Below are 26,506 nucleotides of genomic sequence, written 5' to 3'. Positions count from 1 at the left end.
AAGGAGGAAGACATGTTTCGCAAGCCCACACTCGGCGTATCGCTCACCGCCACGGCGGTACTCGCTGCGCTGACGATGACGCTCGCTGCCCACGCATCGGCACCGGAGTCCGAACCTGCCGCGACCAATGCAGCCCCCGCAGCACAAGCCGACGCGCAACCGTCGGGCACGCCCGGCACGCCGAACGTGAAAGACCCGTATCTGGCCGGCTGGCTGCGCCTGACCCCGGATCGCTCCCCCAAGCCGCTCAAGCCCGGCGTCGACTACGGCATGGACCCGGCCACCGGCAAGTTCATCTGGCCGAAGGCCACGCCCGAAGTGCACACCGGTCAGAAATTCCCGGGTGAGCTGCCGTACTGGGACAAAAAGAGCTACACCAAGAACGTGAAGGTGCTCGCCTTCTACCCGGGCGTGGATTCGCCGTTCCATGCGTGGAACAACATCGCCGACTTCAACGGCAAGCGCTATCTGTACATCCACGACCGCGACTACCTGCGCATCATGGACGTGACCGATCCGGCCAACGGCAAGGTCGTGTATTCGAAGGGTGGCGTGTGGGGCCCGAAGGGTTCGAGCGAGAAGTTCGACCCGAACAACGTGCACGACTATCTGGGCGGCGCGACCATCGTCTGGAACAAGAAGCTCGGCAAGCCGATTCTCGTCGCGTCGTTCGAAATCGGCCGCTATGGCCTGATGACCGACAAGTCGAAGCAGCCGGACAAGGTTGCCGCACAGCGCAATTACAACGATCTGAAGGGCTTCAAGGTCTTCGAGATGAACGGCCCGCTGCCGTCCGACTGGAAGCTGATCGCCACGCGCACCACCGACTACACGCGTCCGAATGCGCCGGTGGGCGAGCAACGCGGTTCGGGCTCGCTCGATTCGCCGGAGTTCTACGGCGGCAAGTACATGATTCTGTCGGCGGCACCCGACGACAGCTACGCGCTCTCCGAATACCCGAACTATCTGTATTCGCCGGGTTATCAAGTGTGGGATATGTCGGACCCGGCCAACCCGAAGTTCGTCTCGCAGATTTCGGTGCCCGGCCAGATCCTCGGCAACGCCGAGCATGAGCAGGCATATCTCCAGAATGCGCGCGCAGGCAATCGCACGTCGTGGATGGGCTCGCGTATGCCGATCTTCCTGCCCAAACCGCTGGAGCAGGGCGGCAAGGTGGGCTTCGGTGCGATGGGTGGTCTGGGACTGTGGTCGTTCGATCTCGCCGATCCGGCGCATCCGAAGGTACTCGGCAACGTGAATACGGCCCCGAGCTTCGCAGGCACCGAATACGACAACGCGGACGTCAGCCAGTACGAGCGCACCGGTTACGTGCTCACGAGCGGCTACCCGATGAACCGCGATTGCTACGAGCCGTACAAGGACATCTTCGTCGTCGACGCGCGTAACCCCGCCAAGATGAAGGTCGCGGCCAAGCTGCCGGAGCCGGAGGTGCCCGAAGGCGCACCGTTCACCAGCTTCTGCCAGCGCGGCGGCAACTACGGTCCGAAGCGTTCGAACTCCATCGGGCAACCGGGGACGTGGCGTCAGGGCATCGTGCCGTACTCGTTCTATAGCGCAGGCGTGCAGATCTTCGACGTGAAGGACCCGGCCAAGCCGACCATCGCGGGCTACTTCGTGCCGGGCCTGGCCGATGAAACCGAGCTGCCTGTGTACACGTTGGGCAAGGGCGTGTTCGCGATGTACACCGAGTACGACCGCAACATCATGTGGGCTTTCACCGAAAACGGCGCATATGCACTGTCGAGCCCGCTGCTGGGCGAGCCGGTGATGGGTGCCCCGGCCAAACCCTGGCCGGCACGGTAAGCGCAGTTTGATTGAACTGGTGTGATTTGGCGTGACGCTGCGGCACGCGCTGGCGAAGTCTGCCAATGCGTGCCGCCACCGCTGGCGACTTCACAGGACCTCCAAGGTGAAGTGTTGAGGCGGGCAACCTCCGATGGTCTCCCGGTTGCCCGCTTATTTTTTTATCCGGACGTTCTGTTACCGCGCACGGTGTTCACCGCAGCAAACAACGGCAGACGAGAGAGATGGGCGCGCACGTTGGCCAGCAGGACGTCGATCTGCGCTTGCAACGCCGCAGGTGAGCGGCCTGAGATGTGCGGCGTGAGCACGACGTTCTCGAGCATGCGCAGTGCCGACGGCACCTCGGGTTCGGTCTCGTAGACGTCGAGCGCGGCACCGGCGATGACGCCGTCGCACAGCGCTTCGATCAGCGCCACGGTATCGACCACGCTGCCACGCGCCACGTTCACCAGAAAGCCTTTCGGGCCGAGTTGCGCCAGCACCTCGGTGCTGACCAGATGATGCGTGGCGGGGCCGCCGGGGCAGGCCAGTACGAGGAAGTCGCTGTCGCGGGCCAGTTCACTGACGTTGGCGTAGTGCTGCCATGCGTGGCTTGGACCGTCCGTGCGTGGCGTGCGGGTGTGATAGCTGATCGACATGCCGAAGCCTGCCGCGCGCAGGGCGATCGCCTGACCGATGTTGCCGAGACCGACGACGCCGAGTCGCGCGCCGTTGAGCGTCGGACGAGGCGCGCGATGCGACTCCCAGCCACCGGCTTTCACGGCGCGGTCGAGGGTCACGAGGCCGCGCGACACGGCGAGCATCAGGGCCAAGGCGTGATCGGCCACCGTCTCGCCGTTGGTGTTGGGCGCATGGGCGACGGCAATGCCGCGTTCCGTGGCGGCGGTCACGTCGATGTTTTCGAACCCGGCGCCAAAGGCGCAAACGAGTTCGAGCTGCGGCAGCGCCTGCATCTGTGCGGCGGTGAGTCCGGTCGTGCCGTTGGTGAGCACCAGACGCGCCGAGGCGATGGCAGCGCGATCGGCGGCATCGGTGGCGTGGGCGAGCGCACTTGAAGCCGCCAGCGCACGCGGGTTCACGTCGTGCAGCCGCACGCCGGCGGCCAGCAATTGCGCGCGTGCCTGCGGGGCCAGTGCGATGAGATTGAGCATCAGGGGAGCGTCGTTCATGGGTGCCTTGTTCGCTAATTAATCGCTGCTTGGTTGCTGCGTCGGGAAGAGTTGAAAAATAAAATACAAATTAATTGCCATGTATACATATGCTATGTATTGTATGTTCATAGAGCAATCAAAAAGACAACCGATGCGCGTAAGCGACATCGAATTTCAGTAAAGAGATAGGAGGAAGGTGTGACTTGGTTTGGTATCGCAACTTATGAATCGCTGGCACCGGGAGCCGGTGCTGATCGCCGTACGGCACTGGTGCAACATGGCCGCCTGTACGATCTGGAAGCCGTGCTGCGCCACACGGGCGCAGGTAACGACGACGGCGCACTGGCGGCGCAGAATCTGACGGCGCTGCTCTCCGACTGGTATGTGCATGGCGAGACCGTGATGACGGCTGTACGTCAGGCGCTGGATGCTGGTGTGGTGAACAAGGTCAGCGCGTTGGAAACGAGTCAATACCGCCTGTGCGTGCCGTATCAGCCGGGCCGGATCTTCGCCACCGCGTCGAACTTTTACGAACATGCGGCCGAAATGGGCACGAAGCTCGCGCCGCGCAGCGAAAGCTCGCCCTACATGTTCATGAAAGCCGAGACCAGCGTGACGGCCACCAACACCGACGTGGTGCTGCCGCCCAATGCCGAGCGCGTCGACTGGGAGGTCGAACTGGCCGTGGTGATTGGCCGTCCGGGCCGCCACGTACCGGTGGAACAAGCCCACGAGTGGATCGCGGGCTACACGGTGATCAACGACGTGAGCGCACGAGATCTCAACCGCCGCACCGACTATCCGTTTACGCACGACTGGTTTCGCGGCAAGAGTTTCGATACCTTCGCTCCTCTGGGGCCGTGGTTTGTGCCGCGCGATGTCATTCGCGATCCCCAGAACCTGCGCATGACGCTGTCGGTCAACGGCGAGTCGATGCAGGACGACACGACGGCAGGGATGATCTTCAACATTGCGGAGCAGATCGCTTACCTGTCCGGCATCCTCACGCTCAAGCCCGGCGATCTGATCGCTACGGGCACGCCGACCGGCGTGGGCATGGGGCGTGGCGTGTATCTCAAGGCGGGTGACGTCATGGTGGCGGGCATCGAGGGCATTGGCGCTATCGAGAACCGCGTCGTGGCACAGCGCAAATAACAAAGGCCGCTAGAGCGGCGGCCAGGAGGAGGCAGCAATGCAGCAGTGGCAGTGGGCAAAGCGTTGGTGGACGGCGCTCGCGTGCGTCGGAACTCTCGGATCCATCGGAACCATCGGTGCCGTGGGCGCTGGCGCCCTGTGGGCGACGCCGGTCGCCGCGCAGGAGAAAGTGAAGTTCAACCTCTCATGGCTGCCGCAAGGCAGTACCGGTGGCGTGCTGGTCGCCATCAACAAGGGCTTTTACCGCGAGGCCGGGCTCGATGTCTCGGCCATCGCCGGTCATGGCGGTCAGCGCACCGTCAACGAAGTCGATCAGGGACTGTTCGACTTTGGCTATGGCGACCCGATCAGTGTGATGCTCAATCGCGCGCAGGGTGGCAAGACGGTGATGGTCGGTTCGGTCAACGTGGCTTGGCCCGGGGCGATCTGCTATCTCGTCAAACCCGGCCGCACGATTACCAAACCGGCTGACCTCAAGGGCCTGACGATGGGCGGCGGCGGGGCATCGCCGCTGCAAAACATCGTACCGGCATGGCTGAAGGCCAATGGCTTGCCGCCGACGTCGGTTAAGCTGCTGCGCCTTGATCCGTCGACCATCAATCCGTCGTTCCTGCAAGGCCGAATCGACCTGACCGAGTGCTGGGAAGGGGCGAACCTGCCCGTGCTGCGCGCGTTGGCAGCCAAACAGGGCCGCGAGATCGGCATGCTGCGCTATCGCGACTTCGGTCTCGACATGGTCGGCAACGGCCTCGTGACGACCGAAAAGATGATTGCGCAGAAGCCCGACGTCGTGCGCCGTTTCGTGCAGGCGACGTATCGCGGCTACGCGTGGCTGCGTGAGCACCCGGAAGAGTCCGCCGGCATCATCGCGTCGCAATACCCGATGCTCGACAAGCAGGTCATGCTCGAACAGGTCAAGCAGATCAACGGCTTGGGCAGCGATGCGGAAACCAAGGGCCACAAGCCCGGCTGGGTGCCCGTGCCGCGCATGGAGGCCACCGCGAAGTTCGTGCGCGACGCGTTCAACCTGCCGCCCACGCTGAAGGCCACCGACATCTACACCAATCAGTTCGTCGAGTGAGGCGCCGCAGAAAGCCTCTCGTAACACCGTAATACCCTTCGCAAGCCCCCGATTAGAAGCAAAGCAAGGAGTGGAGATGACAAGCCTCAAACCCAAGCGTCTCGGCCATCTGGTGCTGGTCGTGCGCGATATCCAGAAGTCGGTGAAGTTCTATACCGAAGTGCTGGGCCTGACCGTGTCCGACTGGATCGACGATCAGATGGTCTTTCTGCGTGCCGGCAGCGATCACCACGATCTGGCGCTCTCGCAGATTCCGAAGAACTCGCCCGACATCGATGACCTGCCGCGCTACAGCCGCCCGGGCATGGAGCACTTCTCGTACCTCGTCGAGAGTGTGGAAGAGATGGAGAAAGCCGTCGACGTGCTGCGCGCGCACAACGTCGAAATCGTGCGCGGCATCGGCCGTCACGGCCCGGGCGCGAACTACTTCCTCGTGTTCAAGGACCCGGACGGCAACAACGTCGAGCTGTATTGCGAGATGACCCAGATCGACGCCGAGCATCCGTACGAAGCGAAGGTGTGGGAGCGCAATATCGAGAGCTTCGACCGGTTCCGTTTCGAGCGTTTTGTGGTGCCGCCCCCGCCGGGGATGGTCAAGGATAAGTCGGGCGGCAAGTCGTAACGCGCCGGCAATCTGGAGGAGACATCACATGAAACGCATCGCACAGACGATCGTATTTTGGGGCGTACTGCTCGCCCTGTGGGAACTGGCCGTGTCGTACTTCAAGGTGCAGTCGTACCTGATGCCGCCACCGTCGGCGATCTTTCGCGCCGCCTGGGAAATCCATCCGCAGATGCTGGCCGATACGTGGGTCACCACCGTTGAAGTGCTGACGGGCTTCGTGGCGGCGGTGGCGGGCGGCCTGCTGATTGGCGTGGTGATCAGCTACAGCGCCTTCGCGCGCCGCACGCTTTACCCGCTCGTCACGGCGCTGCAAAGCATGCCGAAGATCGCGCTCGCGCCGCTCATGATCGTGTGGTTCGGCTACGGCTTCGCGTCCAAGCTGGCGTCCACGTTCCTGTTCGCTTTCTTCCCGGTGGTGGTCGCCACCATGGGTGGCCTTGCCTCGGTCGCGCGCAACCTCGATGAGCATTTCCGGGCACTGGGTGCCAGCCCGTGGGACACCTTCTGGCGGCTGTATCTGCCGGCGGCGCTGCCCGCGTTTGCCGACGGTCTCAAGATCGCCATGCCGCTCGCGGTGATCGGCGCCATCGTTGGTGAGTTCATCGGTTCGGAAGAAGGGCTGGGGCATCTGATCGTGTTCGCCTCGGCGGCGGCCCGTACCGATGTGATGTTCGCGGCGATCCTGATGGTGACGCTGCTGGCCGTGGTGCTGTATTGGGTGATCGAGCGTCTGGCACGCATGGTCTGGTGGCGAGGAATCAACGTATGAATACCGTGACGAAACTGCACACGGCGGCGCAGGCCGCCCCTTCGGTGGATGCCGGTCGCGCACCGGCGGCCCAAACCGATGAGGCGATGATCGAGATTCGCCACATCGACAAGACCTTCGCGGGCAAGGCGCGCAAATCGGCACCGGTCCGGATTCTCGACGACGTGTCGTTGTCCATCGCCGATCAGGAGTTCGTGTCGATTCTCGGCGCGAGCGGCTGCGGCAAGAGCACGCTGCTGCGCATTGTCGCGGGGCTGGTGCCGCACGACGGCGGAGAGATTCGCGTGGCGGGGCAGCGCGTGACGCGCCCGGTGCCGGAGATCGGCGTGGTGTTCCAGACGAGCAACATGCTGCCATGGCTGACCGTGCGGCAAAACATGTTGCTTGGTACGAGCCTGCGCAAGATTCCGAAGGAGAAGAGCGAGCCGCGCGTGGCCGCGTTGCTGGAAATGCTAGGCCTGTCGCAGTTCGCGGATCACCATCCGCACGAACTGTCGGGCGGCATGCGCCAGCGTGCGTCGATTGGACAGATTCTCGCGCTTGAGCCGAAGGTTCTGCTGATGGACGAACCGTTCGGCGCGCTTGACGCCCTCACACGCGACAACCTCAACGTCGAGCTGCTGCGCATCTGGCAGGAGCACCGGCAGACGGTGCTGCTGGTCACGCACAGCATCGAAGAGGCGGTATTCCTGTCCGATCGCGTTATCGTGATGTCGGCGCGTCCCGGCAAGATCGTGGAAGAGGTGACGATCGATCTGCCGCGCCCGCGCGCACCGCAGACGATCAAACAGCACCCGCGCTACGCCGGCTACATCGCGCAGCTCTCGCAATTGATGGGAGTCTACTGATGTCGCAGGCAACGCCCCCGGTGGCCGACTGGCAGATCGCGCGCGAGGTGATGCGCGCGCTTGGGCCTGTGTGGACAAACGATATTGCTGCCGGCCGCCGCGCGGTACTCGACGCTTATACGCCGCTGCTTGAAAAAGCCGACGCCGCAGCGACCGATGGCTACGACGTCGTACGCGACGTAGCTTACGGCGCGCATGCCCGGCATCGGCTCGACGTGTATCGGCCGAACCCGATGCCCGATGCGCCGATGCCGATCGTCGTCTTCGTGCACGGCGGCGGGTTCGTGCGAGGGGACATGAATGCCAACACGCAGATCTATGGCAACGTACCGCGCTATTTCGCGCGTCATGGCTGTCTGGCGGTGAATGTGGAATACCGGCTGGCGCCGGAAGCCGCATTCCCGGGTGGCGCGCAGGACGTGGCCGACGCCATGCGCTGGGTGCATCGTCACATCGGCGAGTACGCGGGCGCAGCGGGTGCCGATATGTCGCGCATTCTGCTTATCGGCCATTCGGCGGGTGGCTCGCATGTGGCCAGCTATCTGTGCGATCCGCGTCTGCGTCCGGCCCAACCGGAAGTGGCGGGCACGGTGTTGATCAGTGCGCGCCTGCGTGCCGATGTGTTGCCCGACAACCCGAATGCGCCGGGTGTGGTGGCGTACTACGGCGCTGACGCGGCGCGTCATGAGGCGGACGCGCCCATGGCTCATGCCGATGCACTGCCGGTGCCCGTGATGGTTGTCGTCGCGGAATTCGAGAATCCCCATCTCGATACCTACGCGCTCGAGTTCTGCCATCGACTGTCGCAACGTGACAAGCGCGCACCGCGTTTTGTTCAGGTGCGCGATCACAACCACACGTCGGTCGTTGCCCACATCGATACGGGGGATGACGCCCTCGGTCGCGAAATTCTGCAATTCCTGCACGAACTCAACCCATCGCCTTGATGCGGTCCGCGTCTGCCTGACGTGATGAAACAGCGGTAGCAAGCACACAGGCAGCGCAACACCTCTCTCCCTACCTCCAAGGAACTGTCATGGTCGATCAAGCATTGACCGGGGCGTTTGCGCCCGTCGTCACGCCGTTTCACGCGGATCTGACGCCGGATGCCCCCCGTTTTCTCGCGCATTGCGCATGGTTGCTGTCTCACGGCGTCGGGCTCGCCCCGTTCGGCACGAACAGCGAAGCGAACTCATTGGGCACGCAAGAGCGTATGGCCTTGCTCGATCATCTGATCGATGCGGGGCTGGACCCGCGACGCATGCTACCGGGCACCGGCTGCTGTGCACTGCCGGAAACGGTGGCGCTGACGCGTCACGCCGTGGCGCGCGGTTGCGCCGGCGTGCTGATGTTGCCGCCGTTCTTCTACAAGGGCATTACCGACGACGGTCTGTACAGCTACTACGCACGCGTGATCGACGCCGTGGCCGACGACCGTTTGCGGCTGTACCTGTATCACATCCCCGCGCTGTCGGGCGTGCCGATCACGCTGCCGGTCATCGAGCGCCTGATTCGTGATTTCCCGAGCACAGTCGTCGGCATCAAGGACAGCTCGGGCGACTGGCAGAACCTGAGCGCGATGCTCGATGCCTTCCCGGGCTTCGGCATTTTCCCCGCGTCGGAGTCGCTGGTCTCGCGCGCTTCCGCGAAGGGCGCGAAGGGTTGCATTTCGGCAACGGTCAACATCAATCCGGCCATCATCGGCCAACTGTGCCGCGAATGGTCCGGCGACAACGGTCCGGCATTGCAGGCGCAAGCCGATGCCGTGCGCAGCGTGGTGCAATCGTTCCCGATGATTCCGGCGCTCAAAGCCGTGCTCGCGTCACAGCGCGACGATGCCGCGTGGGCCCAACTGCGCCCGCCGCTCTCGCCGTTGAGCGAAGCACAACACGCGGCCTTGCACGCGCAATTGGCGGCGTGCGGTTTCGCGCTGCCGGGCTGACCGGCGATGCGCGGCGCGTTGCGGTTTTCTCAAAGGCCGGGCCGGCAGTCGACGCGGCGACGGGCCATGGCCGGGCACGCGGGGGCGCGTGTGCTGGGTGTCGTGCTCGGCATGAGCGTGTATGAGATGTCGCACGCGCAGGTGCAGATTTACGGGCTACTCACGCCCATGACCGATGGGGTCAGCGTGAGCGGGCGCCATGTGCCCGCCGGGACGCCACGTCCGACGCAAGCGCCGGCGGGGGCCATCAATGTCGGCGAGGCGACCAGCACACGCATGATGTCGAGCATTTCGTACTTCGGCATGCGCGGCAAGGAAGATCTTGGCGACGGGTATTCGGCGATCTGGCAGATCGAGACGCCGGTCGCCATCGACGGCAAAGCGGCGGGCGTCTCCATTGCGGGTCGCAATACGAACGTGGGGCTGGCGGGGCCGTTCGGCACGGCGTTTCTCGGCAACTGGGATACGCCGTATCAATGGTCCACGCTGTCGGTCGGCTCGCCCGTGCGCAATCCGTACACGGGCGATCTGAGCACGATTCTGAGCAATCCCGGGTTCAACGTGCCCAACACGACCACGCAATCCGGGCGCGTGAACAACGCGGCCGATGCGACGTTCAACCGTCGTCAGGGCAACAGCATTCAGTACTGGACGCCGGATTGGGCCGGGCTGCATTTGCGATTTTCGTACTCGCCGTCGCAGGGCAAGGTGACGACGCCTGCGGGCGAGATCTCGCCACAGGTCTTCGGTGCCGGTCTCGAATACCTGAATGGTCCGCTGCGTGTGCGCTACGCCTATGAGCTGCACAAGGACTATTTCGGGCTGGCATGGCTGGGCGCTCCGGCATCGGGCAATCCGTCCAACGCAGGTTCGCGCGCGACGGGCTCGACCGACGACGCGCACAAGGTGCTCATCACGTTCACCTATGCGGGAACGAAATGGGTGGCCGGGTGGGACCGCCTGACGTATCGCACCGACGACGGCACCGTCGGCAACCTGAATCGCTACCGGCGCGATGCGGTCTACGCGATGGTGCAGCACTGGTTCGGCGGCGGCCAGCATTCCGTTTGGATCGGCGGGGGCTATGCGATGGACGGCGCGTGTTCGCGCAGCGGCGGCGGGGCGTGCAGTACCGACGGGTTGGGGGCCACGCAAATGAATCTGGGCTATCGCTACGACTTTTCGCGTCGTACCGATGTGTACGTGGCGTATTACCAGGTGATCAACCGCGCGTGGGGCAGCTACGGATTCTCACCGAGACCGATCTCCGGCAACGGCGGCAACGCACCGCCGGGCACGCATTATCGCGGCGTGGGTGTGGGTATCGAGCACAGCTTCTGATGGCGGAGTTTCATCCACGAAAACCATGGCGTTCAGCTATTCCCAAACCCCATACCCACCGATGATTTCTTGATTGTACATAGCGAAAACGGCTGACTAGACTTGCCAGCACGGTAGTGGGTGAATTTTGTTCGCATTCCTTAGCGATGATGCGACAGCCCGCCACGCAACAACCTGACGCCGCACTGGCGTGAGTACTGAAAGACAGAAGAACAGGAGACGAAATTGAGTACAACCAAACCGGGCTTCGACAGCATTGTCGAGCGGGAGAAGGGCCTGCACCGCGGCCTGACGAGCGGCCAGTTGTCGATGATCGCCATTGGCGGCGCCATCGGCACGGGGCTGTTTCTCGGCAGCGCGTTTGCCATCGGCTTCGCCGGACCGAGCGTGCTGCTCAGTTATGCCATCGGCGGTGCGATTGCGCTGTTGCTGATGGGATGTCTGGCGGAAATGACCGTGGCGCACCCGACGTCGGGCTCGTTCGGCGCTTACGCGGAACACTACATCGGGCCGCTGGCCGGCTTTCTGGTGCGTTACGCGTACTGGTCGTCGATCGTGTTCGCCGTGGGCACGGAAGTCACGGCGATCGCCGTGTACATGAAGTACTGGTTTCCCGCAGTGCCGGGCTGGTACTGGATCGTCGGTTTCTCGGCGGGGCTTATCGGCATCAATGCCGCCAGCGTGAAAGTGTTCGGCGCGGTCGAGTATGCGTTCTCGATGCTCAAGATCGTGGCCATCGTCGCTTTCCTGATGCTGGGCGCTTACGTGGTGTTTCGCGCACCGGCCGAGAGCGGCATCGGTATCGCCAACTACACGTCGCACGGCGGGTTCTTCCCGAAGGGGGCGTGGGGCATGTGGGTGGCCGTCATCGTGTCGATCTTCAGCTATCTGAGCATCGAGATGATTGCGGTGGCGGCGGGCGAGGCGCAGGATCCGCAGCGCGCGATCACGCAGGCATTTCGCGCGACCATGTTCCGCCTGGTGTTTTTCTATCTGCTCACGCTGGCGTTGACGCTGGCCATTGTGCCGTGGAGCGCTGCGGGTGAAGATGGCAGCCCGTTCGTGAAGGTGATGGCCGCCACGCATATCCCGGGTGCCGCCGGGGTGATCAATCTGGTGATTCTGGTCGCGGCGCTCTCCGCCATGAACAGTCAGCTCTATATCACCACGCGCATGATGTTCAGCCTGTCGCGTGCCGGTTATGCACCGCGCCGCTTCGGTGAAGTGAGCCGCAACGGTGTGCCGGTGGCCGCACTCCTGCTCTCGACCATCGGTATTGCGCTCGCCGTTGCGCTTAACGTCATGGCGCCGCAGGCATCGTTCACGCTGATGATGTCGGTGTCGATGTTCGGCGCGATGTTCACGTGGCTGATGATCTTCGTCACGCACCTGTACTTCCGCCGCCGTCATGAGGCGAAGACGCTGAGCTTTCGCATGTGGGGTTATCCGTATGCGAGTCTCACGGGGGCGGTGTTGATGCTGGCGACGCTCGTCACGACGTATTTCACCGACGAGTTCCGCATGACGCTGGTCTACGGCGTGCCGTTCATCATCGCGCTGTCGGTGGTGCACTTCGTGTGGTATCGCGGACGTGCCGTGGCAGCCGCGCCTGCTGCGGAGATTCAAGGGCAGGGGAACTGACGGAAGTCGATTTCCGTTCCCCTGTTTTCCCTTCGTCCGCTACTGCATCAGACAGACCCGGCAGGTCTTACGAGATCTTCGCCGGGTCGATTTCGAGCGAGATGAGTGCCTGAGCTGCCCGACGCGAGGCGTTGTCATTCTCGACGTTGGCTACGTCATTTGCCGACTTGCCTGCCTCGCGCTGCATGGCCGATTGCAGCAACGACGTCAGGTTGCTGATGTGCGATGCCGATGCGGGCGTGGTCACGTCGCTGACCAGCTTGGCCAGTTCATAGCGTTTGACGTTCTTCGACTGGCTGGCCGAGCGGCTGGCCGTCGCGTGGTCGAGCAAGCCGTCGCGATAGCCGATGTCGGTGACGCTCTGCGCCGAATCCTTCACCGTCACGTATTCGTAATTCTGCGTCTTCGGGTCCGTCGTCAGGTTCAGCGGCACGCCCACCCACAACGAGCGATGGTAGCTCGCGCTCAAATCGGCCTGTGTCTGCTGCTTGATCGTGCGGTTGAGCATGTCCTTCCCGCCGATCGCCGTCTGCTGCGAAATCTTGTAATCGAAGCCGTCAACCTCGTTACGGTGCAGCGGGTTGGGCGAGTGCTGCGTTTGCGAGATCGATGCCGTGAAGTCGGCCAAGCCGCTCAATGTGGCGCGATCGGTGCCGCTCAGGGGAATGCGCGGCAGGGGCGGGGCAGGCGGGTAGTTGCTGTTCATCGCCGAGAAGGCCGACTTGAACATGGCCATCGTGGCCGCGTCGCCGTTACCGCGCGTCTGTGCCGTGTCGAAGCGGGTCAGCCACGCGTCGATCGCTTCGGCCTGAGCCTGCTTGCTGCCGATCACCTGAAGATTCGTCAGGTCGACCTTCACATCGAACGTGCCCACCGCGCCGCTTGCGCTGAGCGAGCGCTGCGTCGCGTCGGCATGAAACGCGAAGGTTTGCGGCGTACGGTTCGCGTCCAGTGTTGCGTTGAGATCGACCGACGTCAGCACCGAGGTGTCGAAACCTGTCAGTCCGCTGAAATCCACCGTAGGCGGTTGCTTGGCCAGACCGGTCACGGCGCTCTGGAACGCGTCGGCGAGTTTGCCGATGGCATCGCGCTCCGTGTCGGTCAGCGTGCCGTTGGCGACCGAGAACGTCGCCGACAACCCGTCGTCGTTGCTGCCCAGACTTACCGAGACCTTGGCGCCGCTTGCGGTCGTGATGGTCAGCGCGAACCGATTGTCGGCGTTGGCCTGCAATTGCGCTTGCTGCACGGCCAGATCGGTGTCGCTCGGCGGTACGGCCGAGGTCGAACGGATCACCGTCTGCGTGTAGGACGTGGTGCCCTTCGCAATGGCATTCAACATTCCCGAACCCAACTTTTCGAGGCGATTGCCCAACGCGGACGTGGTGACGTTGCCCGACATCAGCAGGGAAAGCGAATCGGAGGGCACCTGCTGCCAGAGCAGCGTTGCGCCATTGGCGACGGGTTGGCTGTAGGTCGGCCAGTTGGCCGCCGACGGGGGAGGGGAAATGGTGACGCGAGTCGATTCGGGCACGGAAGACGCGTTGGCATCCTGAGGGCCCGCCGTGACGGCGGCCGCGTTCGAGCGGGAAGCGACTGCGCCAATATTCAGGGTGTTCAGTGCATTCGTGGCATTCAGCCCCGAAAGGGAAGTCAGTGACGTCATCTGGGGGGGATCGTCGGAAGCGCCTCGTCTCAGCGCGCCTCACCGTGATGGTGCGGTTTTCGTAAGCTCCGGTAAGGAAACGGAGCGCCCATACGGTTTATCGACATCTCGCAGTCGTTATTTAGGGTTCGCCTGATGAAATCGATTCACTTGCGCGTGAATCCTTTGCATGACGTTTGATGGACGGCGCGCTTGCTTCGGATGATCGGTGCGTGGCATTATGCAACATTAGAAGTTACGTAAACCGCACGGCGAGGGCGAAATGGACCAGACAATGCAGCAAGACGTGGATCACAAGGCCAATCAGGAAGCGACGATTGCGATGTTCGATCAGCACGCGGCGAACTACGACAACACCTGGCGCGCCATGTTGCCGTTGCGAGAGGCGATGCAACTGGTCATCGGCTACGTGTTTGCCGGGCTCCCCGCCGATGCGCATGTGTTGAGCGTGGGCACGGGGACTGGCGCCGAGATTCTTCATCTGGCCGAGCGCAATCCCGGCTGGCGCTTTACGGCGGTCGAGCCGTCTGGGCCGATGTTCGATGTGTTTCGTCAGAAGGCGGAAGCGGCGGGCATAGCCGATCGATGCGTCTTTCACCGTGGCTATCTCGACACGTTGCCGCCGAGTGAGCCTTTTGACGCGGCTACATCGTTGTTGGTGTCGCAGTTCGTGACCGACCCCACGGCGCGGCAGGGGTTCTTCCGTGGCATTGCCGAGCGGCTGCGCCCGGGGGGCTATCTGGCCAGTGCCGATCTGGCTTGCGACATGACCACCGACCCCGGCCGAAGCCTGCTGGATGTGTGGTTCAACATGTTGTCGGTGGCGCCGGAGATGCGTGAGCGCTCGCGCGAAATGTACGGCCGGCAGGTGGCGGTGGTGCCGCCCGATGTGGTGAGCGAGATCATTGCCTCGGGCGGCTTCGACGCGCCGGTGCGGTGTTTCCAAAGCGGCTTGATTCACGGCTGGTACGCCCGTCAGGCACTTGACGCGTGAGGGCACGATGAGAAGCGATAGCCGACTCTCCCGCATGTTGCACGTGCTGTTGCACATGGCACGGCACGACGCGCCGTTCACGTCCGAGCAACTCGCTCAGATGTTGCGCACGAACCCCGTGGTGGTCAGGCGGACGATGGCAGGTCTGCGCGACGCCGGTTACGTTCGCTCGGGCAAAGGTCACGGCGGCGGATGGTCGATTGCCTGCGACTTGCGCGACATCACGCTGCTCGATATTCACCGCGCCGTGGGCGGCCCGCACCTGTTCGCCATCGGCGTCGAGAGCGACAACCCCGAATGCGCCGTCGAGCGTGCCGTGAATGCGGCGCTCGACGGCGCATTGCGCGACGCGGAGGCCATCCTGATTGCGCGCCTTGGCGCGATCACACTCGCCGATCTGGCGCAGAACTTCGACGCCATGTGCCGTGACGGCGGCTGGCCGGCCGAGGGACCCGCCGCCTGACCATCGGCGCGGTGCGACTTACTGCGCTGCGCCGAGTTGCGCCTTGATGGCCGCCTCGGTCTTGTCGTAATCGCCTTCGCCGAAGTGCGTGTAGACGATCTTCCCCGTCTTGTCGATGAGGTAGAAGCCCGGCCAGTACAGGTTGTCGTAGGCTTTCCAGGTTGCATAGCGATTGTCTTGCGCGACCGGGTACGTGAGGCCGAAGCGGCGAATGGCATCACGCACATTGCCGGTGTCGCGCTCGAACGCATATTCCGGCGTGTGCACGCCGACGACGACCAGCCCCTGATCCTTGTACTTCTGATACCACTGCTGCACGTGCGGCAGCGTGTGGATGCAGTTGATGCACGAGTAGGTCCAGAAATCGACGAGCACGACCTTGCCGCGCAGTTGCGACATCGTGAGCGGCGGGCTGTTGAGCCACGTGTCGATGCCGGTGAACTCCGGCGCGACGGTGTTGCGTGCGGGGCCCGCAACCGAGGGCGTGCAGGCGGCGAGGCCGGTGAGGGCGAGGGCGGCAAAGGCGCTTCTGAGCAGGGATAGCATGGCGTGAGTCTCCGGGGTAAGTCGGGATGAGGTGACTGCCACCGTGGATGGCAGCGCATCGATTCAGAAGAATCAGTGACGCCATTTCACCGCCCGGGCGTATCCGGCATGTGTGCGTCAGACCACGTTCCTGCAATGTCATGTATCGGGATACAGGCCAGATACACAGAGATACAAACCGGTTTTCCGATTGGGCTATAAAGCAGACATCGAGTGCGCTGCGAGCGCACCTTCCCCATTCAATGTAAGGAGGCAAGAGATGTCGTCCCAACCGCTGCAAGGGTCCTGCCACTGCGGGGCCGTCCGTTTTGAAGTCCAAACACCGGTCGAGCCGGCCGCCCGCTGCAATTGCAGCCTTTGCCGTCGCAAGGGCGCTCTGATGTCGCCGGCGTTTCCCGAAGCGAGCCTGCGCATTCTCAGCGGCGCGGATGCATTGACCTGCTATCAGTTCAACACCCGCGTGGCCCGTCACTATTTCTGCAAGCACTGCGGCATCTACACTTTCCATGCGTCGCGCACAATGCCCGGCATGTGGCGGGTGAACATCGGATGCTTGGAGGGGATCGATCCGTACGCGCTCGATGCGTCCGTAGCCGATGGCCAATCGCTTTCGGTGGTGGAGGACGCATGAGACGCTTGCTGAGTCTGTTCGCGTTTCTGGCGGGTGGCGTTTGCGCGGAACTTGCGCATCCGCTGCAATGTGACCTTGCGCCCGCGAGCCGGGGCATGCAGCCGGTGCCTGAGCGCGGTCGTCGGCGTCTGCCGCTGGATCCGACCGGTGATGCCGACGGCAACCCGGCCGAAAACTCGTCGCTATAATCGCCCGCATGGACAAGATCGATCATGTGTTGATCGTCGACGACGATCGCGGTATTCGAGAGCTGCTCGCCGACTATCTCGAAAAGAACGGCATGCGCGTGAGTGTCGCCGCCAACGGGCGCGAGATGCGCACGGTGCTGGCCGATGGCGCACCCGACCTCATCGTGCTGGACCTCATGCTGCCCGGCGAAGATGGCCTCGTGCTGTGCCGGGAACTGCGCGCGGGCAAGTTTCGCGCCGTGCCGGTGCTGATGCTCACGGCGCGCAGCGAGGAGACCGACCGCATTGTCGGGCTCGAGATGGGGGCCGACGACTATCTGGCCAAGCCGTTTGCCGTGCGCGAATTGCTGGCCCGCATCAAGTCGGTGCTGCGCCGCACGCGCATGCTGCCGCCGGGCATGCAGATCACCGAGACGGCTGAAGTGTTGGGCTTCGGCGAGTGGCAACTCGACACCACGGCACGCCATCTGCTCGATACCGACGGCACGCAGGTGGCGCTCAGCGGCGCGGAGTACCGGCTGCTGCGCGTGTTGCTCGATCACCCGCAACGTGTGCTGACGCGCGACCAGTTGCTGAACCTCACGCAAGGGCGGCAAGCCGATGCCTTCGACCGCTCGATCGATCTGCTGATTAGCCGTTTGCGGCAGCGCTTGCGTGACGGTGCTCGTGAGCCCCGCTATATCAAGACACTTCGCAACGAAGGCTATGTATTCTGCGCGAACGTCACTGTAGTTTCTGCCCCGGAATGACCCAAACGACTTCGATTCGCCATGCCGTCTGGCATTGGCCGCGTTCGCTGTTCGCGCGCCTTGCGCTGATTCTCTTTGTCGGGCTGGCGTTGGCGCAGGGGCTTTCGTTCTGGCTGACGATGACCGAGCGCAATCGCGTGACGAACAACATGATGAGCATTTACATCGAGAGCGAAGTGGCCAGCTCGGTGGCGCTGCTCGATCATTTGCCCCCGGCAGAACGTGCGAAGTGGTTGCCGCGACTGGCTCGCCGCAGCTATCAGTTCGAGTTGGGGCAGGGTGTGCCGGGTGGTCATCCGGATAGCGAACTGGCTGCGCAGGTCGCGCGCGTCATCGACGATGCGATTGGTGTTTCGTATCCGCTGACGGTCAATAGCGTGCCCGGCGACCCGGACCGGCTGCAAGTGCATCTGCGTCTGACGGATGGCTCGCCGCTGACCATTGACGTGCTGCCGATGCCAACGATGCCGCTTTCCGGTTGGTTGCCTGCGGTGCTGGTGCTGCAACTGCTCATGATTGCCGCATGTTGCTGGATGGCGGTGCGCGTAGCGACACGGCCGTTGAACGCGCTCGCAAAAGCGGCGGACACGTTAGGGCCCGATTTGCGCGCGGACCGATTGAGCGAGAAGGGCCCATCTGAAGTCGCACGTGCGGCGCGAGCGTTCAATGCGATGCAGGACCGCATCGGCAGTTACATGACCGAGCGCATGCAGATTCTCGCGGCGATCTCGCACGATTTGCAGACGCCGATCACTCGCATGCGCTTGCGTGTGGATACGATGGACGATCAGACGTCAGCCGTGCGATTGCAGCAAGATCTGCGCGAGATGGAAACACTGGTCAAGGAAGGCGTGACGTATGCGCGCACGTTGCATGGTGCGTCGGAAGCGCCGTGCAAGGTCGACCTCGATGCGTTGCTGGAAAGTCTCGTGTACGACTACGTCGACGCGGGGGAACCTGTCACGCTAACTGGCCAGATTGGCCGGCCGATGGTGACGCGGCCGCAGGCGTTGCGCCGCATCGTCGGCAATCTGATCGATAACGCGCTGAAGTATGGCGGTGACGCGCAGATGGAAGTCTCGACGCATGCGCAGGGTGTCGACATCGTAATCAGCGATAAGGGCCCCGGCATTCCGGACGAGATGCTCGAAGCCGTGTTCGCGCCGTTCGTGCGGATCGAGACGTCGCGCAACCGGAGTACGGGGGGCACCGGGCTGGGACTGGCCATCGCCCGGCAGTTGGCGCAGGCGATGGATGCGACGCTCACGTTGCGCAATCGCGAAGGCGGGGGGCTGGAAGCGCGGCTTTCGTTGCGTTAGTCAGGGTATTCGGTGGTCGGGGCGTTAGCGTTTGCCGCGGCCGCCTGCGGGTTTGCCAGCCGGTTTGCGTGGACCTGCGCCCGGCTTGCGTTGACCCTGACCAAGTTGTGGTCGCGGCTTTTTACTCGGCGCCGTTTTGGCGCTCGGCAGCGGTTGCAGCACCTTGGGCTTCTTCGGCTTCTTGGGTTTCTTGATGATCTCGCCCGTCGCACTGGTTTGCGGCACGCGGTGTTCGGCTTCAAAGCCGGGTTCTTCTTCGCGGGGCAGAGTCTGCCGGATCAATGCTTCGATCGCAGCCAGTTGCGGCGCTTCATCGGCACACACGAGGGACACCGCCACGCCGCTGGCGCCCGCACGGCCGGTGCGGCCAATACGGTGCACATAGTCTTGCGCGACGATGGGCAGATCCACGTTGATCACCAGCGGCAGGTCATCGATATCCAGACCGCGCGCGGCCACATCGGTGGCCACCAGCATCGACACTTCACCTGTCTTGAAGCGCTCCAGCGCGCGCATGCGCGCGGGCTGCGGCTTGTCGCCGTGGATGGTGTCCACTGAATAGCCCGCCTCATCCAGAATGGCCGCCAGATAATCCACGCCATTGCGGGTTTTGACGAACACCAGCGCGTGCTGCCAGTTGTTCTCCGCCACCAGATGCATGAAGAGGTCCGGCTTGTTCTTCTTGTCGACCGGCACGACCCATTGCTTGATCTTGCTGGCCGTTGCATTGGGCGGACTGACGCTGATGTTGATCGGATCGCGCAGAATGCCGGCCGCCATGGTGCGAATTTCGTCGCTGAACGTGGCGGAGAACAACAGCGTCTGGCGCTTCGCCGGCAGGCCAGCGAAGACAGCGTTGAGTTCGCGCTCGAAGCCCAGATCCAGCATGCGGTCGGCTTCGTCCAGCACGAGTGTTTGCACCTGATCGAACTGCACGGCGTTCTGGCGGTTCAGATCCAGCAGACGGCCGGGCGTGGCGACGAGTACGTCCACACCTTTACGCAGCTTCATCATCTGCGGGTTGATGCTCACGCCGCCATAAGCCGCCAGAAATCGCAGATCGAGGCCCTTGCCGTACTCAACAAAGCTTTGCAGCACTTGTTCAGCGAGTTCGCGCGTGGGCACCAGCACCAGAACACGCGCGCGATTGCTTGCGACAGCCGGGCCGTGTTGCACCAGCCGTTGCAACAGCGGCAGTGCGAAGCCTGCTGTCTTGCCCGTGCCCGTCTGTGCCGCAGCCATGACATCACTGCCACTGAGCACAGCCGGAATCGCCTTGGCCTGCACCGGCGTAGGTGTCTGGTAGTTGCGTTCCTGCAAATTGCGCAGCAACGGATCGATCAGGCCAAGTGAGGCAAAAGACATGGACGTATTTCCGGCTAAAACCGTAATTCTAGCGGTTAGTCGTGGGGGCGAGCGCTCTGGCAACTTCCTTGCGGAAGCTGCCAGCGGCGTGATAACTCAGGCGAGTGCTGCCTCTTCGCGCATGCGGCGGGCTTCGTCGCGCAGGAACTGCTGGTAATCGTCCAGATCGCCGTCGAAGGGTTCGACGCCGCCCTTGGTCACGAGCCAGAACTCGTCGCACACCGCACGCAGCAGCGACCGGTCGTGGCTGACCAGCAGCACCGTGCCTTCGAATTCGTTGAGTGCCATGCCGAGCGCTTCGCGTGTGGCCAAGTCGAGGTGGTTGGTCGGCTCATCGAGCAGCAGCAGGTTGGGGCGCTGCCACACGATCATGCACAACACGAGGCGTGCCTTTTCGCCACCGCTCATCGTGCCGACCGCCTGATGGACCATATCGCCACTGAAGTTGAACGTGCCGAGGAACGTGCGAAGCGATTGCTCGGTGCCACTCTGGCCGGGGGCGCGCATGTGCGATGGCGTATCCCGGGCGAGGCGGATCATGTGTTCCATCGGCGTGTCGAGCGGGCGCAGCACGTCGAGTTCCTGCTGGGCGAAGTAACCGATGTTCAGGCCCTTGCCTTCGCTGATTTCGCCGGCAATCGGGGCCAGTTGGTGCGCCACCGTCTTCACCAGCGTGGACTTGCCTTGGCCGTTGGCACCCAGAATGCCGATGCGCTGCCCGGCCAGCACGGAGCGGTTGATGCCTTTGACGATGACCGTCGGCGGCGTGTTGGCCGGTGCGTCGGTCGGTGCCGGGTAGCCGAAGCTCGCGTCCATCATCGACAGCAGCGGGTTCGGGACGTTGAGCGGTTCCTTGAACTCGAAGGTGAACTCGGCGTCGGCGAGCACCGGCGCGATCTTCTCCATGCGTTCGAGCGCCTTGACACGGCTCTGCGCTTGCTTCGCCTTCGAGGCCTGCGCCTTGAAGCGATCGATAAACTTTTGCAGGTGGGCGATCTTCTCCACCTGCTTGGCCATGGCAGCCTGCTGCAACACCAGTTGCTCGGCGCGCATGTCTTCGAACTTGCTGTAGTTGCCGCCGTAACGCACGAGCTTGGCGTTATCGACGTGCACCGTCACTTGTGTCACCGCGTCGAGGAATTCGCGATCGTGGCTGATCACGACCAACGTCCCTTGATAGCGCTTGAGCCACGCTTCCAGCCAGACCAGGGCGTCGAGGTCCAAGTGGTTGGTCGGTTCGTCGAGCAGCAGCAAGTCGGACGGGCACATGAGTGCGCGCGCCAGTTGCAGACGCATGCGCCAGCCGCCGGAGAAGCTGTTCACCGGCTGGCTGAGCTGCGCATCGCTGAAGCCGAGGCCAAGGATCAGTGCTTGGGCGCGTGCAGGCGCATCGTGTGCGCCAGCGTCGTGCAGCGCCATGTAGGCGTGCGCCATGCGCATGCCGTCGTCGCTGGCTTCCGCCTCGGCGACTTCGGTCTGCGCGGCCAGCAGTACGGTATCTCCCTCGATGACGAAGTCCGTCGCGCTCTGCTCGGTCTCGGGCATGTCCTGCGCGACCTGCCCCATTTTCCATGCGGCGGGGATCGAAAACTCGCCACCGTCCTCGTGCAGCGTGCCGTTGAGCAGGCCGAAAAAGGACGATTTGCCGGCGCCGTTGCGGCCGACAAGGCCAATCTTTTCCCCGGGGGTGAAGGTGACGGACGCGCGGTCGAGCACGACGTTGACGCCGCGGCGCAGCGTGACATTACGGACGGAAATCATAGGGGGCTACTTCGAAGAGGATAGGCATGATAGCCGACTGGACGTGCAGGGCGCTGCTTTTGTGGTCGTGCGAGTGACGAGCCGGGGGGTATTTTGCGCTGTCGATCGACCGGAAGGCCCCGTGGAGACTGGCGCACCGAGTGTTCCGTCTGTTGACGCCTACCGTCGTCCGGATCCTCGGTGCGCTGGTTTCGACCGGTTTTGGATCGAATCAGTGGTTCTCTTTACAGCCCCCAGTGCCCCAAGTCGGGATTGACCGGCCCCGGAGCTTGCAATGCGGGTGCCAGCGCGGCGGCGGCAGCCAACAACTGACGGTCAGCCAGTGGCGGTGCCATCAGTTGCACGCCGACGGGCATGCGGCTGTCGTCAAAGCCCGCGGGGAGCGCAATGGCGGGCGTACCAAGGAAATTGCCCGCGCGGCAGAAGCGGCCGATGCTGACGTGGGCGCTATCGGCCGGGTCGAGTGGCAGGGCACCGTGGCCAGTGGCCGGAAGCAGCAGCATCCCTTCGGGGCCGATGGCCTCGGTGAATGCAGCAACCACCCGCGCGCGGCGGGCAAGCGCCTGTTCGTACTCGGCGCGGGGAATCTTCCCGCCCGCCAGAATGCGCTGGCGTACCACGTCCCACAGTGGCTGCGTGGCGTCTTCCGCCAGATGGCCGTGCAGTTGAAAACCTTCGTAGCCGAGGATCACCGAGTTCGCTTCGGAGAGATCGCCGATGTCCAGACCTGCCGGTGGCGTCCAGAATTGCAACGTCCATCCGTCCGAGGTCAAGCGGGCGAGCGCATCGTCCCAGACACGCTGCGCACCCCCCGACAGCGTTGCCGGGAAGGCGCGTGGGTCTAGTACATACAGCACGGGAAGCGTTTGTGGTGTGACGATGGGCAACGCGTCGCGCAGGCCTTCGCTGATGGCTGAGGGAATCTGCTGCGATAGCGCATCGTCGGCGTCCGGGCCAGCCAGAATGGCGGTGAGTGCGTGTGCATCGGCGACGCTGCGTGCGATCGGTCCGAGCACGTCCAATGTTGGTGCGAGCGGCACGACGCCCGCACCGCTGATCACGCCGCTGGACGGCTTGAAGCCAACCAGATGATTGAGCGTGGCGGGTGCGCGCACTGAGCCGCCAGTGTCACCGCCGACGGCAATGGGCGCCAGACCCGCCGCGACTGCGGTACCGCAGCCGGACGATGAGCCGCCCGGCGCGCGATGTTGTGTGGCGTCCCACGGGTTCCACGGCGTGCCGCGTGTGGGATTCTGCCCGGCAAGACCAAAGGCGAACTCGGTCATGTGGGTCTTGCCCAGAATGACCATGCCGGCGGCGCTCATGCGCTGCACGGCGGTAGCTGTGATGTCGCTGGTAATGTTCAATCGGCTGAGCGAGCCGGCCGAGGCCGTGCTGCCAGCGACTTCGATGCTGTCTTTGATCGCGACCGGTACGCCGTGCAGCGCGCTGCTCGGGCCGGGGCCGCCGGGGCGCAGCGCTGCGTCGGCGGCATCGGCTTGGGCCAGTGCCTGTTCGGCGAATACCACCGTGAAGGCATTGAGTCCGTGGGCGCGAGCGATGCGATCAAGGAAGTGCTGTGTAACTTCACGCGAAGTGACTTGTCCGCTGGCGATTTGGCTGGCGATCGACAGGGCGCTTTGGAAATGAAGGGGGGCGGAGGTTTCGCGCATAACAATTGGCATGAAATCGGAACCCGCCGCCCCGGTGTAGCGGGGCGACGGGCGGAAGGCTGGCGTCGCGATATTCGCGATGGTCGCGTTACTTCAGCGGCCGGCCATTGGTTTCCGGCATGCGGATGAACGTGAGCAGCGTGATGACTGCGCCTGCCAGCACGTAGTAGAAGAACCAGCGTTCTTGGCCGATGCTTTGCAGCCACGTCAGCAGGTAAGGCGTCGTGCCGCCCAGCAGGGCCACCATGAAGTTGTACGGGGCGCCAATACCGACGGCGCGCACGCGGGTCGGGAATTGTTCCGACATGATGGCGGGCGCGATCGACGTATACAGTGCGTACAACACCAGACCGAACAACTCCACCGCCAAGATCGAGGCGAACGTCGGCTGCATGCTGGTGATGACCGGGTAGAAGAACAGCAGGTAGCCAGCGGCGAACACGATGAGCTGCGGCTTGCGGCCAATGCGGTCGGAGAGCATGCCGAGCAGCGGATGCAGCAGCATGAACACGATCATCGCGATGGTGTTGGCACCGAAGGCGACCCGGGAGTCGGCGTGCAACGCGCGGATCGCATAGGTCGGCACATAGGCGACAAACAAGTAGAACGCGAACGTCGTCAGCACGGAGAAACCGATGATGCGCAGCGTTTCGCGCGGGTACTCGCGCAGCAGCGTGCGCAGCGGTTGCTTGACGGGTTGCTGCTTGAGTTGCTCGGCGGAGGCTTCCGTCTCAGGGATGGAGGTGCGCAGCCACATGCCGGCCAAGCCACCCAGCGCGCCCAGCAGGAACGGGATGCGCCAGCCAAACTCCTTCATCTGATCGATGGAGAGATAGGTAGTGAGCGCCCAGCCGATGGCCGAGGCAATGAGGATGCCGGCTGCCGAGCTGAAGAACGCGAAACTGGAGAAGAAACCACGGCGGTGGTTGGGCGCCATCTCGGCAAGGAACGTCGAAGCCGATGCATACTCACCGCCCAGCGACAGGCCTTGGATCAGTCGCGCGATCACGAGCAGCACAGGCGCGGCGAGGCCGATGGTTTCGTAGGTCGGCGTGATGCCGATGATCAGCGAGCCGCCGGCCATCATTAGAATGGTGGCCGCGAGCGCAGCCTTACGACCGTAGCGGTCCGAGAAGATGCCCAGTGCCCAGCCGCCGACGGGGCGCATGAAGAAGCCCACGGCAAAAATGGCGAAGGTTGCGAGCAGCGAGGCTGTCTCATCGGTCTTCGGGAAGAACTGCCCGGAGAAGAACACTGCGAAAGACGCATAGATGGTCCAGTCGAACCATTCCACGGCGTTGCCGATGCTGCCCGCGGCAATCTTGCGTGCGTTGGATGCCTCGGCCCGCACCGGGGGAGCCATCGAGGTTGCTTGGGTCATGGAAGGAGCCCTTGTCTCTGTTCGGTTGTTGAATTTTGTCTTTGAAATGCCAAATTACGTTTAATATCGACATTTAGTATGAATGCTACATCGAATATGGACAATCGTGTGGAGACTTTGTCAGAAGAAGGGAATGTCGAGATCGACGCCACCGATCTGGCGTGTCTGGCGGCGTTGCAGGTCAACCCGCGCGGGACGTGGCGCGATCTGAGCGCTACCTGCGACGTGCCGGAGCGCACGCTGTCGCGTCGGTTGCAGCGACTGATGGAAGGTGGCTATGCCAAGGTGATCGGCGAACTGGACCCGGTGGCGGGCGGCAGCGGCCCGGTGCTGCACGCTTGGTTACAGGTGGAAAACGGCAAGGAGCAGCAGGTCGCCTGCCATCTCGCGAGTCTGCCGCAGACACAGGTGGTGCTGGCGACGACTGGCGCGTCGGACTTGTTCGCTGAGATCAATACGCAGAGTCAGGACCAGTTGTCAGATCTGGTGGTGCGGGTGCTGCCGCAGGTGCCGGGATTAAGGCAGGTGGAGTCACGCATCGTGCTGCGTTCGTTCCGGCGCGCAAGCCGCTGGCGCATTGACGGCTCGGTACCAGTGGAACCTGTGCCGCCGGGTGATGGACGCTTCGAGCTGAATGCCGAAGAGACACGTTTGCTGGCGGTGCTGGCGTCAGACGGACGGGCCAGTTTGGGCGTGCTGGCGGAAGCCTGCGGTGTTAGCGAGCCCAAGGTGCAGCGAATGATCAGCGGGTTGGTTGAACGCCATGTGCTGACGTTCCGCGTTGAGCTTGAGCCTTCGCTTGTGGGTTACGGTGTTGAAGCGATCTTGTCGGTGCAGACACGTCCCGGGCAAGCTGAATGCATCGCGATGGAACTGGCGAAGGATAAGCACACGCGTTGCTTGTTCGGTACCAGTGGCAACACGCAGTTGTTCTGGCACGTGTTGTGCCACGACATCCATGACCTGTGGACGGTGTCGACCGAGCGAATTGGCGCGCTGGAGGGTGTGCTGTCGTGTGATGTGAGTACGGTGGTTAAAGCGTATAAGCGTGCCGGGCGGTTGAGGCATGGGTTGAGGGTGGAGTAGGGGCGCGACACGTTCCGAGCGTCAAAGCGGGCAACGGTGGTTGTCGGCATTAGACATAGCACTATGAGCGTGCCCAACATCAACGGATTGGGCACGCTCATAGCCTGTGCGACAAAGTGGAGGTGCAACTCGACTGCCACACAAAGCAGCATGAAGGCGAGGGGAAGCAAAAGATGGCCCCCAACTTAGCGACTTAACGTGATGGTTTTAAACTATTAGGTTAATACGGATCCTTCGTCGTATTCGTGAAAGTACCCGTAAGAGAAAGCAGGGTTTGGAACTCATGAGATTGCCGCTCGGGGACGCGCCC

24 protein-coding genes are annotated in these 26,506 nt (G+C 63.2%); 17 read left to right on the top strand and 7 right to left on the bottom strand.

Going from position 1 to position 26,506, the window contains the following annotated elements:
• Nucleotides 1-12 precede the first annotated feature (12 nt).
• On the top strand, nt 13-1,824 hold the full coding sequence (locus tag CDV44_RS09060) for a hypothetical protein (protein WP_087687727.1): 1,812 nt from the start codon (nt 13-15) through the stop codon (nt 1,822-1,824).
• Between the two features lie 161 nt (nt 1,825-1,985).
• Here the strand turns inward: CDV44_RS09060 and CDV44_RS09055 are convergent, their stop codons facing one another.
• Entirely contained in the window at nt 1,986-2,993 is a 1,008-nt protein-coding gene (locus CDV44_RS09055) for a 2-hydroxyacid dehydrogenase (RefSeq protein WP_087687726.1), read from the bottom strand.
• A gap of 180 nt (nt 2,994-3,173) precedes the next feature.
• Here CDV44_RS09055 and CDV44_RS09050 point away from each other — a divergent pair, with 180 nt between their 5' ends.
• From CDV44_RS09050 to CDV44_RS09010, 9 genes are all read left to right on the top strand, one after another.
• On the top strand, nt 3,174-4,130 hold the full coding sequence (locus CDV44_RS09050; protein ID WP_087687725.1) for a fumarylacetoacetate hydrolase family protein: 957 nt from the start codon (nt 3,174-3,176) through the stop codon (nt 4,128-4,130).
• Between the two features lie 37 nt (nt 4,131-4,167).
• Entirely contained in the window at nt 4,168-5,211 is a 1,044-nt protein-coding gene (locus CDV44_RS09045; RefSeq protein WP_087687724.1) for an ABC transporter substrate-binding protein, read from the top strand.
• 76 nt (nt 5,212-5,287) lie between these two features.
• On the top strand, nt 5,288-5,833 hold the full coding sequence (locus CDV44_RS09040) for a VOC family protein (protein ID WP_058378495.1): 546 nt from the start codon (nt 5,288-5,290) through the stop codon (nt 5,831-5,833).
• 28 nt (nt 5,834-5,861) lie between these two features.
• Nucleotides 5,862-6,605, top strand: a complete 744-nt coding sequence (locus tag CDV44_RS09035) for an ABC transporter permease (RefSeq protein ID WP_058378496.1) — start codon at nt 5,862-5,864, stop codon at nt 6,603-6,605.
• Nucleotides 6,602-7,453 (top strand): ABC transporter ATP-binding protein, encoded by an 852-nt coding sequence (locus CDV44_RS09030; RefSeq protein WP_087687723.1) that lies wholly within the window; start codon nt 6,602-6,604, stop codon nt 7,451-7,453. The genes CDV44_RS09035 and CDV44_RS09030 overlap by 4 nt, the downstream gene beginning before the upstream one ends.
• Nucleotides 7,453-8,400 carry an alpha/beta hydrolase gene (locus tag CDV44_RS09025; RefSeq protein WP_087687722.1) on the top strand — a complete coding sequence of 316 codons (948 nt, stop codon included), beginning with the start codon at nt 7,453-7,455 and terminating at the stop codon, nt 8,398-8,400. The genes CDV44_RS09030 and CDV44_RS09025 overlap by 1 nt, the downstream gene beginning before the upstream one ends.
• Before the next feature lie 89 nt (nt 8,401-8,489).
• Nucleotides 8,490-9,395: a dihydrodipicolinate synthase family protein gene (locus tag CDV44_RS09020; protein ID WP_087687721.1), complete on the top strand. Its 906-nt coding sequence runs from the start codon at nt 8,490-8,492 to the stop codon at nt 9,393-9,395.
• 66 nt (nt 9,396-9,461) lie between these two features.
• On the top strand, nt 9,462-10,736 hold the full coding sequence (locus tag CDV44_RS09015) for a porin (RefSeq protein ID WP_170935917.1): 1,275 nt from the start codon (nt 9,462-9,464) through the stop codon (nt 10,734-10,736).
• Between the two features lie 225 nt (nt 10,737-10,961).
• Nucleotides 10,962-12,377 (top strand): amino acid permease, encoded by a 1,416-nt coding sequence (locus CDV44_RS09010; RefSeq protein ID WP_087687719.1) that lies wholly within the window; start codon nt 10,962-10,964, stop codon nt 12,375-12,377.
• A 67-nt stretch (nt 12,378-12,444) separates the two neighbouring features.
• On the opposite strand, the gene CDV44_RS09005 is transcribed toward CDV44_RS09010, so the two are convergent.
• Nucleotides 12,445-14,040 carry a hypothetical protein gene (locus tag CDV44_RS09005; protein ID WP_087687718.1) on the bottom strand — a complete coding sequence of 532 codons (1,596 nt, stop codon included), beginning with the start codon at nt 14,038-14,040 and terminating at the stop codon, nt 12,445-12,447.
• A 262-nt stretch (nt 14,041-14,302) separates the two neighbouring features.
• Between CDV44_RS09005 and CDV44_RS09000 the strand changes: the two genes are divergently transcribed.
• Nucleotides 14,303-15,034: a class I SAM-dependent methyltransferase gene (locus tag CDV44_RS09000; RefSeq protein WP_249277468.1), complete on the top strand. Its 732-nt coding sequence runs from the start codon at nt 14,303-14,305 to the stop codon at nt 15,032-15,034.
• A 7-nt stretch (nt 15,035-15,041) separates the two neighbouring features.
• A complete protein-coding gene (locus CDV44_RS08995) occupies nt 15,042-15,497 on the top strand; it encodes an Rrf2 family transcriptional regulator (RefSeq protein WP_087687717.1) in 456 nt (151 codons plus the stop codon).
• Nucleotides 15,498-15,515: 18 nt separating this feature from the next.
• Here the strand turns inward: CDV44_RS08995 and CDV44_RS08990 are convergent, their stop codons facing one another.
• A complete protein-coding gene (locus CDV44_RS08990; protein WP_087687716.1) occupies nt 15,516-16,043 on the bottom strand; it encodes a thioredoxin family protein in 528 nt (175 codons plus the stop codon).
• Between the two features lie 259 nt (nt 16,044-16,302).
• Here CDV44_RS08990 and CDV44_RS08985 point away from each other — a divergent pair, with 259 nt between their 5' ends.
• From CDV44_RS08985 to CDV44_RS08970, 4 genes are read left to right on the top strand one after another with little or no spacing between them, the layout of a single operon-like run.
• Nucleotides 16,303-16,674: a GFA family protein gene (locus CDV44_RS08985; protein WP_087687715.1), complete on the top strand. Its 372-nt coding sequence runs from the start codon at nt 16,303-16,305 to the stop codon at nt 16,672-16,674.
• Nucleotides 16,671-16,862 (top strand): hypothetical protein, encoded by a 192-nt coding sequence (locus tag CDV44_RS08980; protein ID WP_087687714.1) that lies wholly within the window; start codon nt 16,671-16,673, stop codon nt 16,860-16,862. The genes CDV44_RS08985 and CDV44_RS08980 overlap by 4 nt, the downstream gene beginning before the upstream one ends.
• Nucleotides 16,863-16,870: 8 nt before the next feature.
• Entirely contained in the window at nt 16,871-17,611 is a 741-nt protein-coding gene (locus CDV44_RS08975) for a response regulator (RefSeq protein WP_087687713.1), read from the top strand.
• Complete coding sequence (locus tag CDV44_RS08970; RefSeq protein ID WP_087687712.1) at nt 17,608-18,930, top strand: ATP-binding protein; 1,323 nt, start codon at nt 17,608-17,610, stop codon at nt 18,928-18,930. The genes CDV44_RS08975 and CDV44_RS08970 overlap by 4 nt, the downstream gene beginning before the upstream one ends.
• Before the next feature lie 24 nt (nt 18,931-18,954).
• Here the strand turns inward: CDV44_RS08970 and CDV44_RS08965 are convergent, their stop codons facing one another.
• The 4 genes from CDV44_RS08965 to CDV44_RS08950 form a co-directional block, all read right to left on the bottom strand.
• Nucleotides 18,955-20,295 (bottom strand): DEAD/DEAH box helicase, encoded by a 1,341-nt coding sequence (locus CDV44_RS08965; RefSeq protein ID WP_087687711.1) that lies wholly within the window; start codon nt 20,293-20,295, stop codon nt 18,955-18,957.
• A gap of 96 nt (nt 20,296-20,391) precedes the next feature.
• Nucleotides 20,392-22,056, bottom strand: a complete 1,665-nt coding sequence (locus tag CDV44_RS08960) for an ABC-F family ATP-binding cassette domain-containing protein (protein WP_087687710.1) — start codon at nt 22,054-22,056, stop codon at nt 20,392-20,394.
• 224 nt (nt 22,057-22,280) lie between these two features.
• A complete protein-coding gene (locus tag CDV44_RS08955) occupies nt 22,281-23,729 on the bottom strand; it encodes an amidase (protein ID WP_087687709.1) in 1,449 nt (482 codons plus the stop codon).
• An 88-nt stretch (nt 23,730-23,817) separates the two neighbouring features.
• Nucleotides 23,818-25,110 carry an MFS transporter gene (locus CDV44_RS08950; RefSeq protein ID WP_087687708.1) on the bottom strand — a complete coding sequence of 431 codons (1,293 nt, stop codon included), beginning with the start codon at nt 25,108-25,110 and terminating at the stop codon, nt 23,818-23,820.
• Nucleotides 25,111-25,218: 108 nt separating this feature from the next.
• Here CDV44_RS08950 and CDV44_RS08945 point away from each other — a divergent pair, with 108 nt between their 5' ends.
• Nucleotides 25,219-26,196: an Lrp/AsnC family transcriptional regulator gene (locus CDV44_RS08945; RefSeq protein ID WP_237172124.1), complete on the top strand. Its 978-nt coding sequence runs from the start codon at nt 25,219-25,221 to the stop codon at nt 26,194-26,196.
• Nucleotides 26,197-26,506 lie beyond the last annotated feature (310 nt).

Origin of the sequence: Pandoraea sp. PE-S2R-1, assembly GCF_002179865.1 — a bacterium.
Classification (GTDB): Bacteria; Pseudomonadota; Gammaproteobacteria; order Burkholderiales; family Burkholderiaceae; genus Pandoraea.
This window is presented reverse-complemented; position numbering and strand designations above follow the sequence as displayed.

What these genes read in the sequence shown, in the direction of transcription:
- CDV44_RS09060 (WP_087687727.1), top strand. Translation starts at nt 13, where the DNA reads ATGTTTCGCAAGCCCACACTCGGCGTATCGCTCACCGCCACGGCGGTA.
- CDV44_RS09055 (WP_087687726.1), bottom strand. Translation starts at nt 2,993, where the DNA reads ATGAACGACGCTCCCCTGATGCTCAATCTCATCGCACTGGCCCCGCAG.
- CDV44_RS09045 (WP_087687724.1), top strand. Translation starts at nt 4,168, where the DNA reads ATGCAGCAGTGGCAGTGGGCAAAGCGTTGGTGGACGGCGCTCGCGTGC.
- CDV44_RS09040 (WP_058378495.1), top strand. Translation starts at nt 5,288, where the DNA reads ATGACAAGCCTCAAACCCAAGCGTCTCGGCCATCTGGTGCTGGTCGTG.
- CDV44_RS09035 (WP_058378496.1), top strand. Translation starts at nt 5,862, where the DNA reads ATGAAACGCATCGCACAGACGATCGTATTTTGGGGCGTACTGCTCGCC.
- CDV44_RS09030 (WP_087687723.1), top strand. Translation starts at nt 6,602, where the DNA reads ATGAATACCGTGACGAAACTGCACACGGCGGCGCAGGCCGCCCCTTCG.
- CDV44_RS09025 (WP_087687722.1), top strand. Translation starts at nt 7,453, where the DNA reads ATGTCGCAGGCAACGCCCCCGGTGGCCGACTGGCAGATCGCGCGCGAG.
- CDV44_RS09020 (WP_087687721.1), top strand. Translation starts at nt 8,490, where the DNA reads ATGGTCGATCAAGCATTGACCGGGGCGTTTGCGCCCGTCGTCACGCCG.
- CDV44_RS09015 (WP_170935917.1), top strand. Translation starts at nt 9,462, where the DNA reads ATGGCCGGGCACGCGGGGGCGCGTGTGCTGGGTGTCGTGCTCGGCATG.
- CDV44_RS09005 (WP_087687718.1), bottom strand. Translation starts at nt 14,040, where the DNA reads ATGACGTCACTGACTTCCCTTTCGGGGCTGAATGCCACGAATGCACTG.
- CDV44_RS09000 (WP_249277468.1), top strand. Translation starts at nt 14,303, where the DNA reads ATGGACCAGACAATGCAGCAAGACGTGGATCACAAGGCCAATCAGGAA.
- CDV44_RS08995 (WP_087687717.1), top strand. Translation starts at nt 15,042, where the DNA reads ATGAGAAGCGATAGCCGACTCTCCCGCATGTTGCACGTGCTGTTGCAC.
- CDV44_RS08990 (WP_087687716.1), bottom strand. Translation starts at nt 16,043, where the DNA reads ATGCTATCCCTGCTCAGAAGCGCCTTTGCCGCCCTCGCCCTCACCGGC.
- CDV44_RS08985 (WP_087687715.1), top strand. Translation starts at nt 16,303, where the DNA reads ATGTCGTCCCAACCGCTGCAAGGGTCCTGCCACTGCGGGGCCGTCCGT.
- CDV44_RS08980 (WP_087687714.1), top strand. Translation starts at nt 16,671, where the DNA reads ATGAGACGCTTGCTGAGTCTGTTCGCGTTTCTGGCGGGTGGCGTTTGC.
- CDV44_RS08975 (WP_087687713.1), top strand. Translation starts at nt 16,871, where the DNA reads ATGGACAAGATCGATCATGTGTTGATCGTCGACGACGATCGCGGTATT.
- CDV44_RS08970 (WP_087687712.1), top strand. Translation starts at nt 17,608, where the DNA reads ATGACCCAAACGACTTCGATTCGCCATGCCGTCTGGCATTGGCCGCGT.
- CDV44_RS08965 (WP_087687711.1), bottom strand. Translation starts at nt 20,295, where the DNA reads ATGTCTTTTGCCTCACTTGGCCTGATCGATCCGTTGCTGCGCAATTTG.
- CDV44_RS08960 (WP_087687710.1), bottom strand. Translation starts at nt 22,056, where the DNA reads ATGATTTCCGTCCGTAATGTCACGCTGCGCCGCGGCGTCAACGTCGTG.
- CDV44_RS08955 (WP_087687709.1), bottom strand. Translation starts at nt 23,729, where the DNA reads ATGCGCGAAACCTCCGCCCCCCTTCATTTCCAAAGCGCCCTGTCGATC.
- CDV44_RS08950 (WP_087687708.1), bottom strand. Translation starts at nt 25,110, where the DNA reads ATGACCCAAGCAACCTCGATGGCTCCCCCGGTGCGGGCCGAGGCATCC.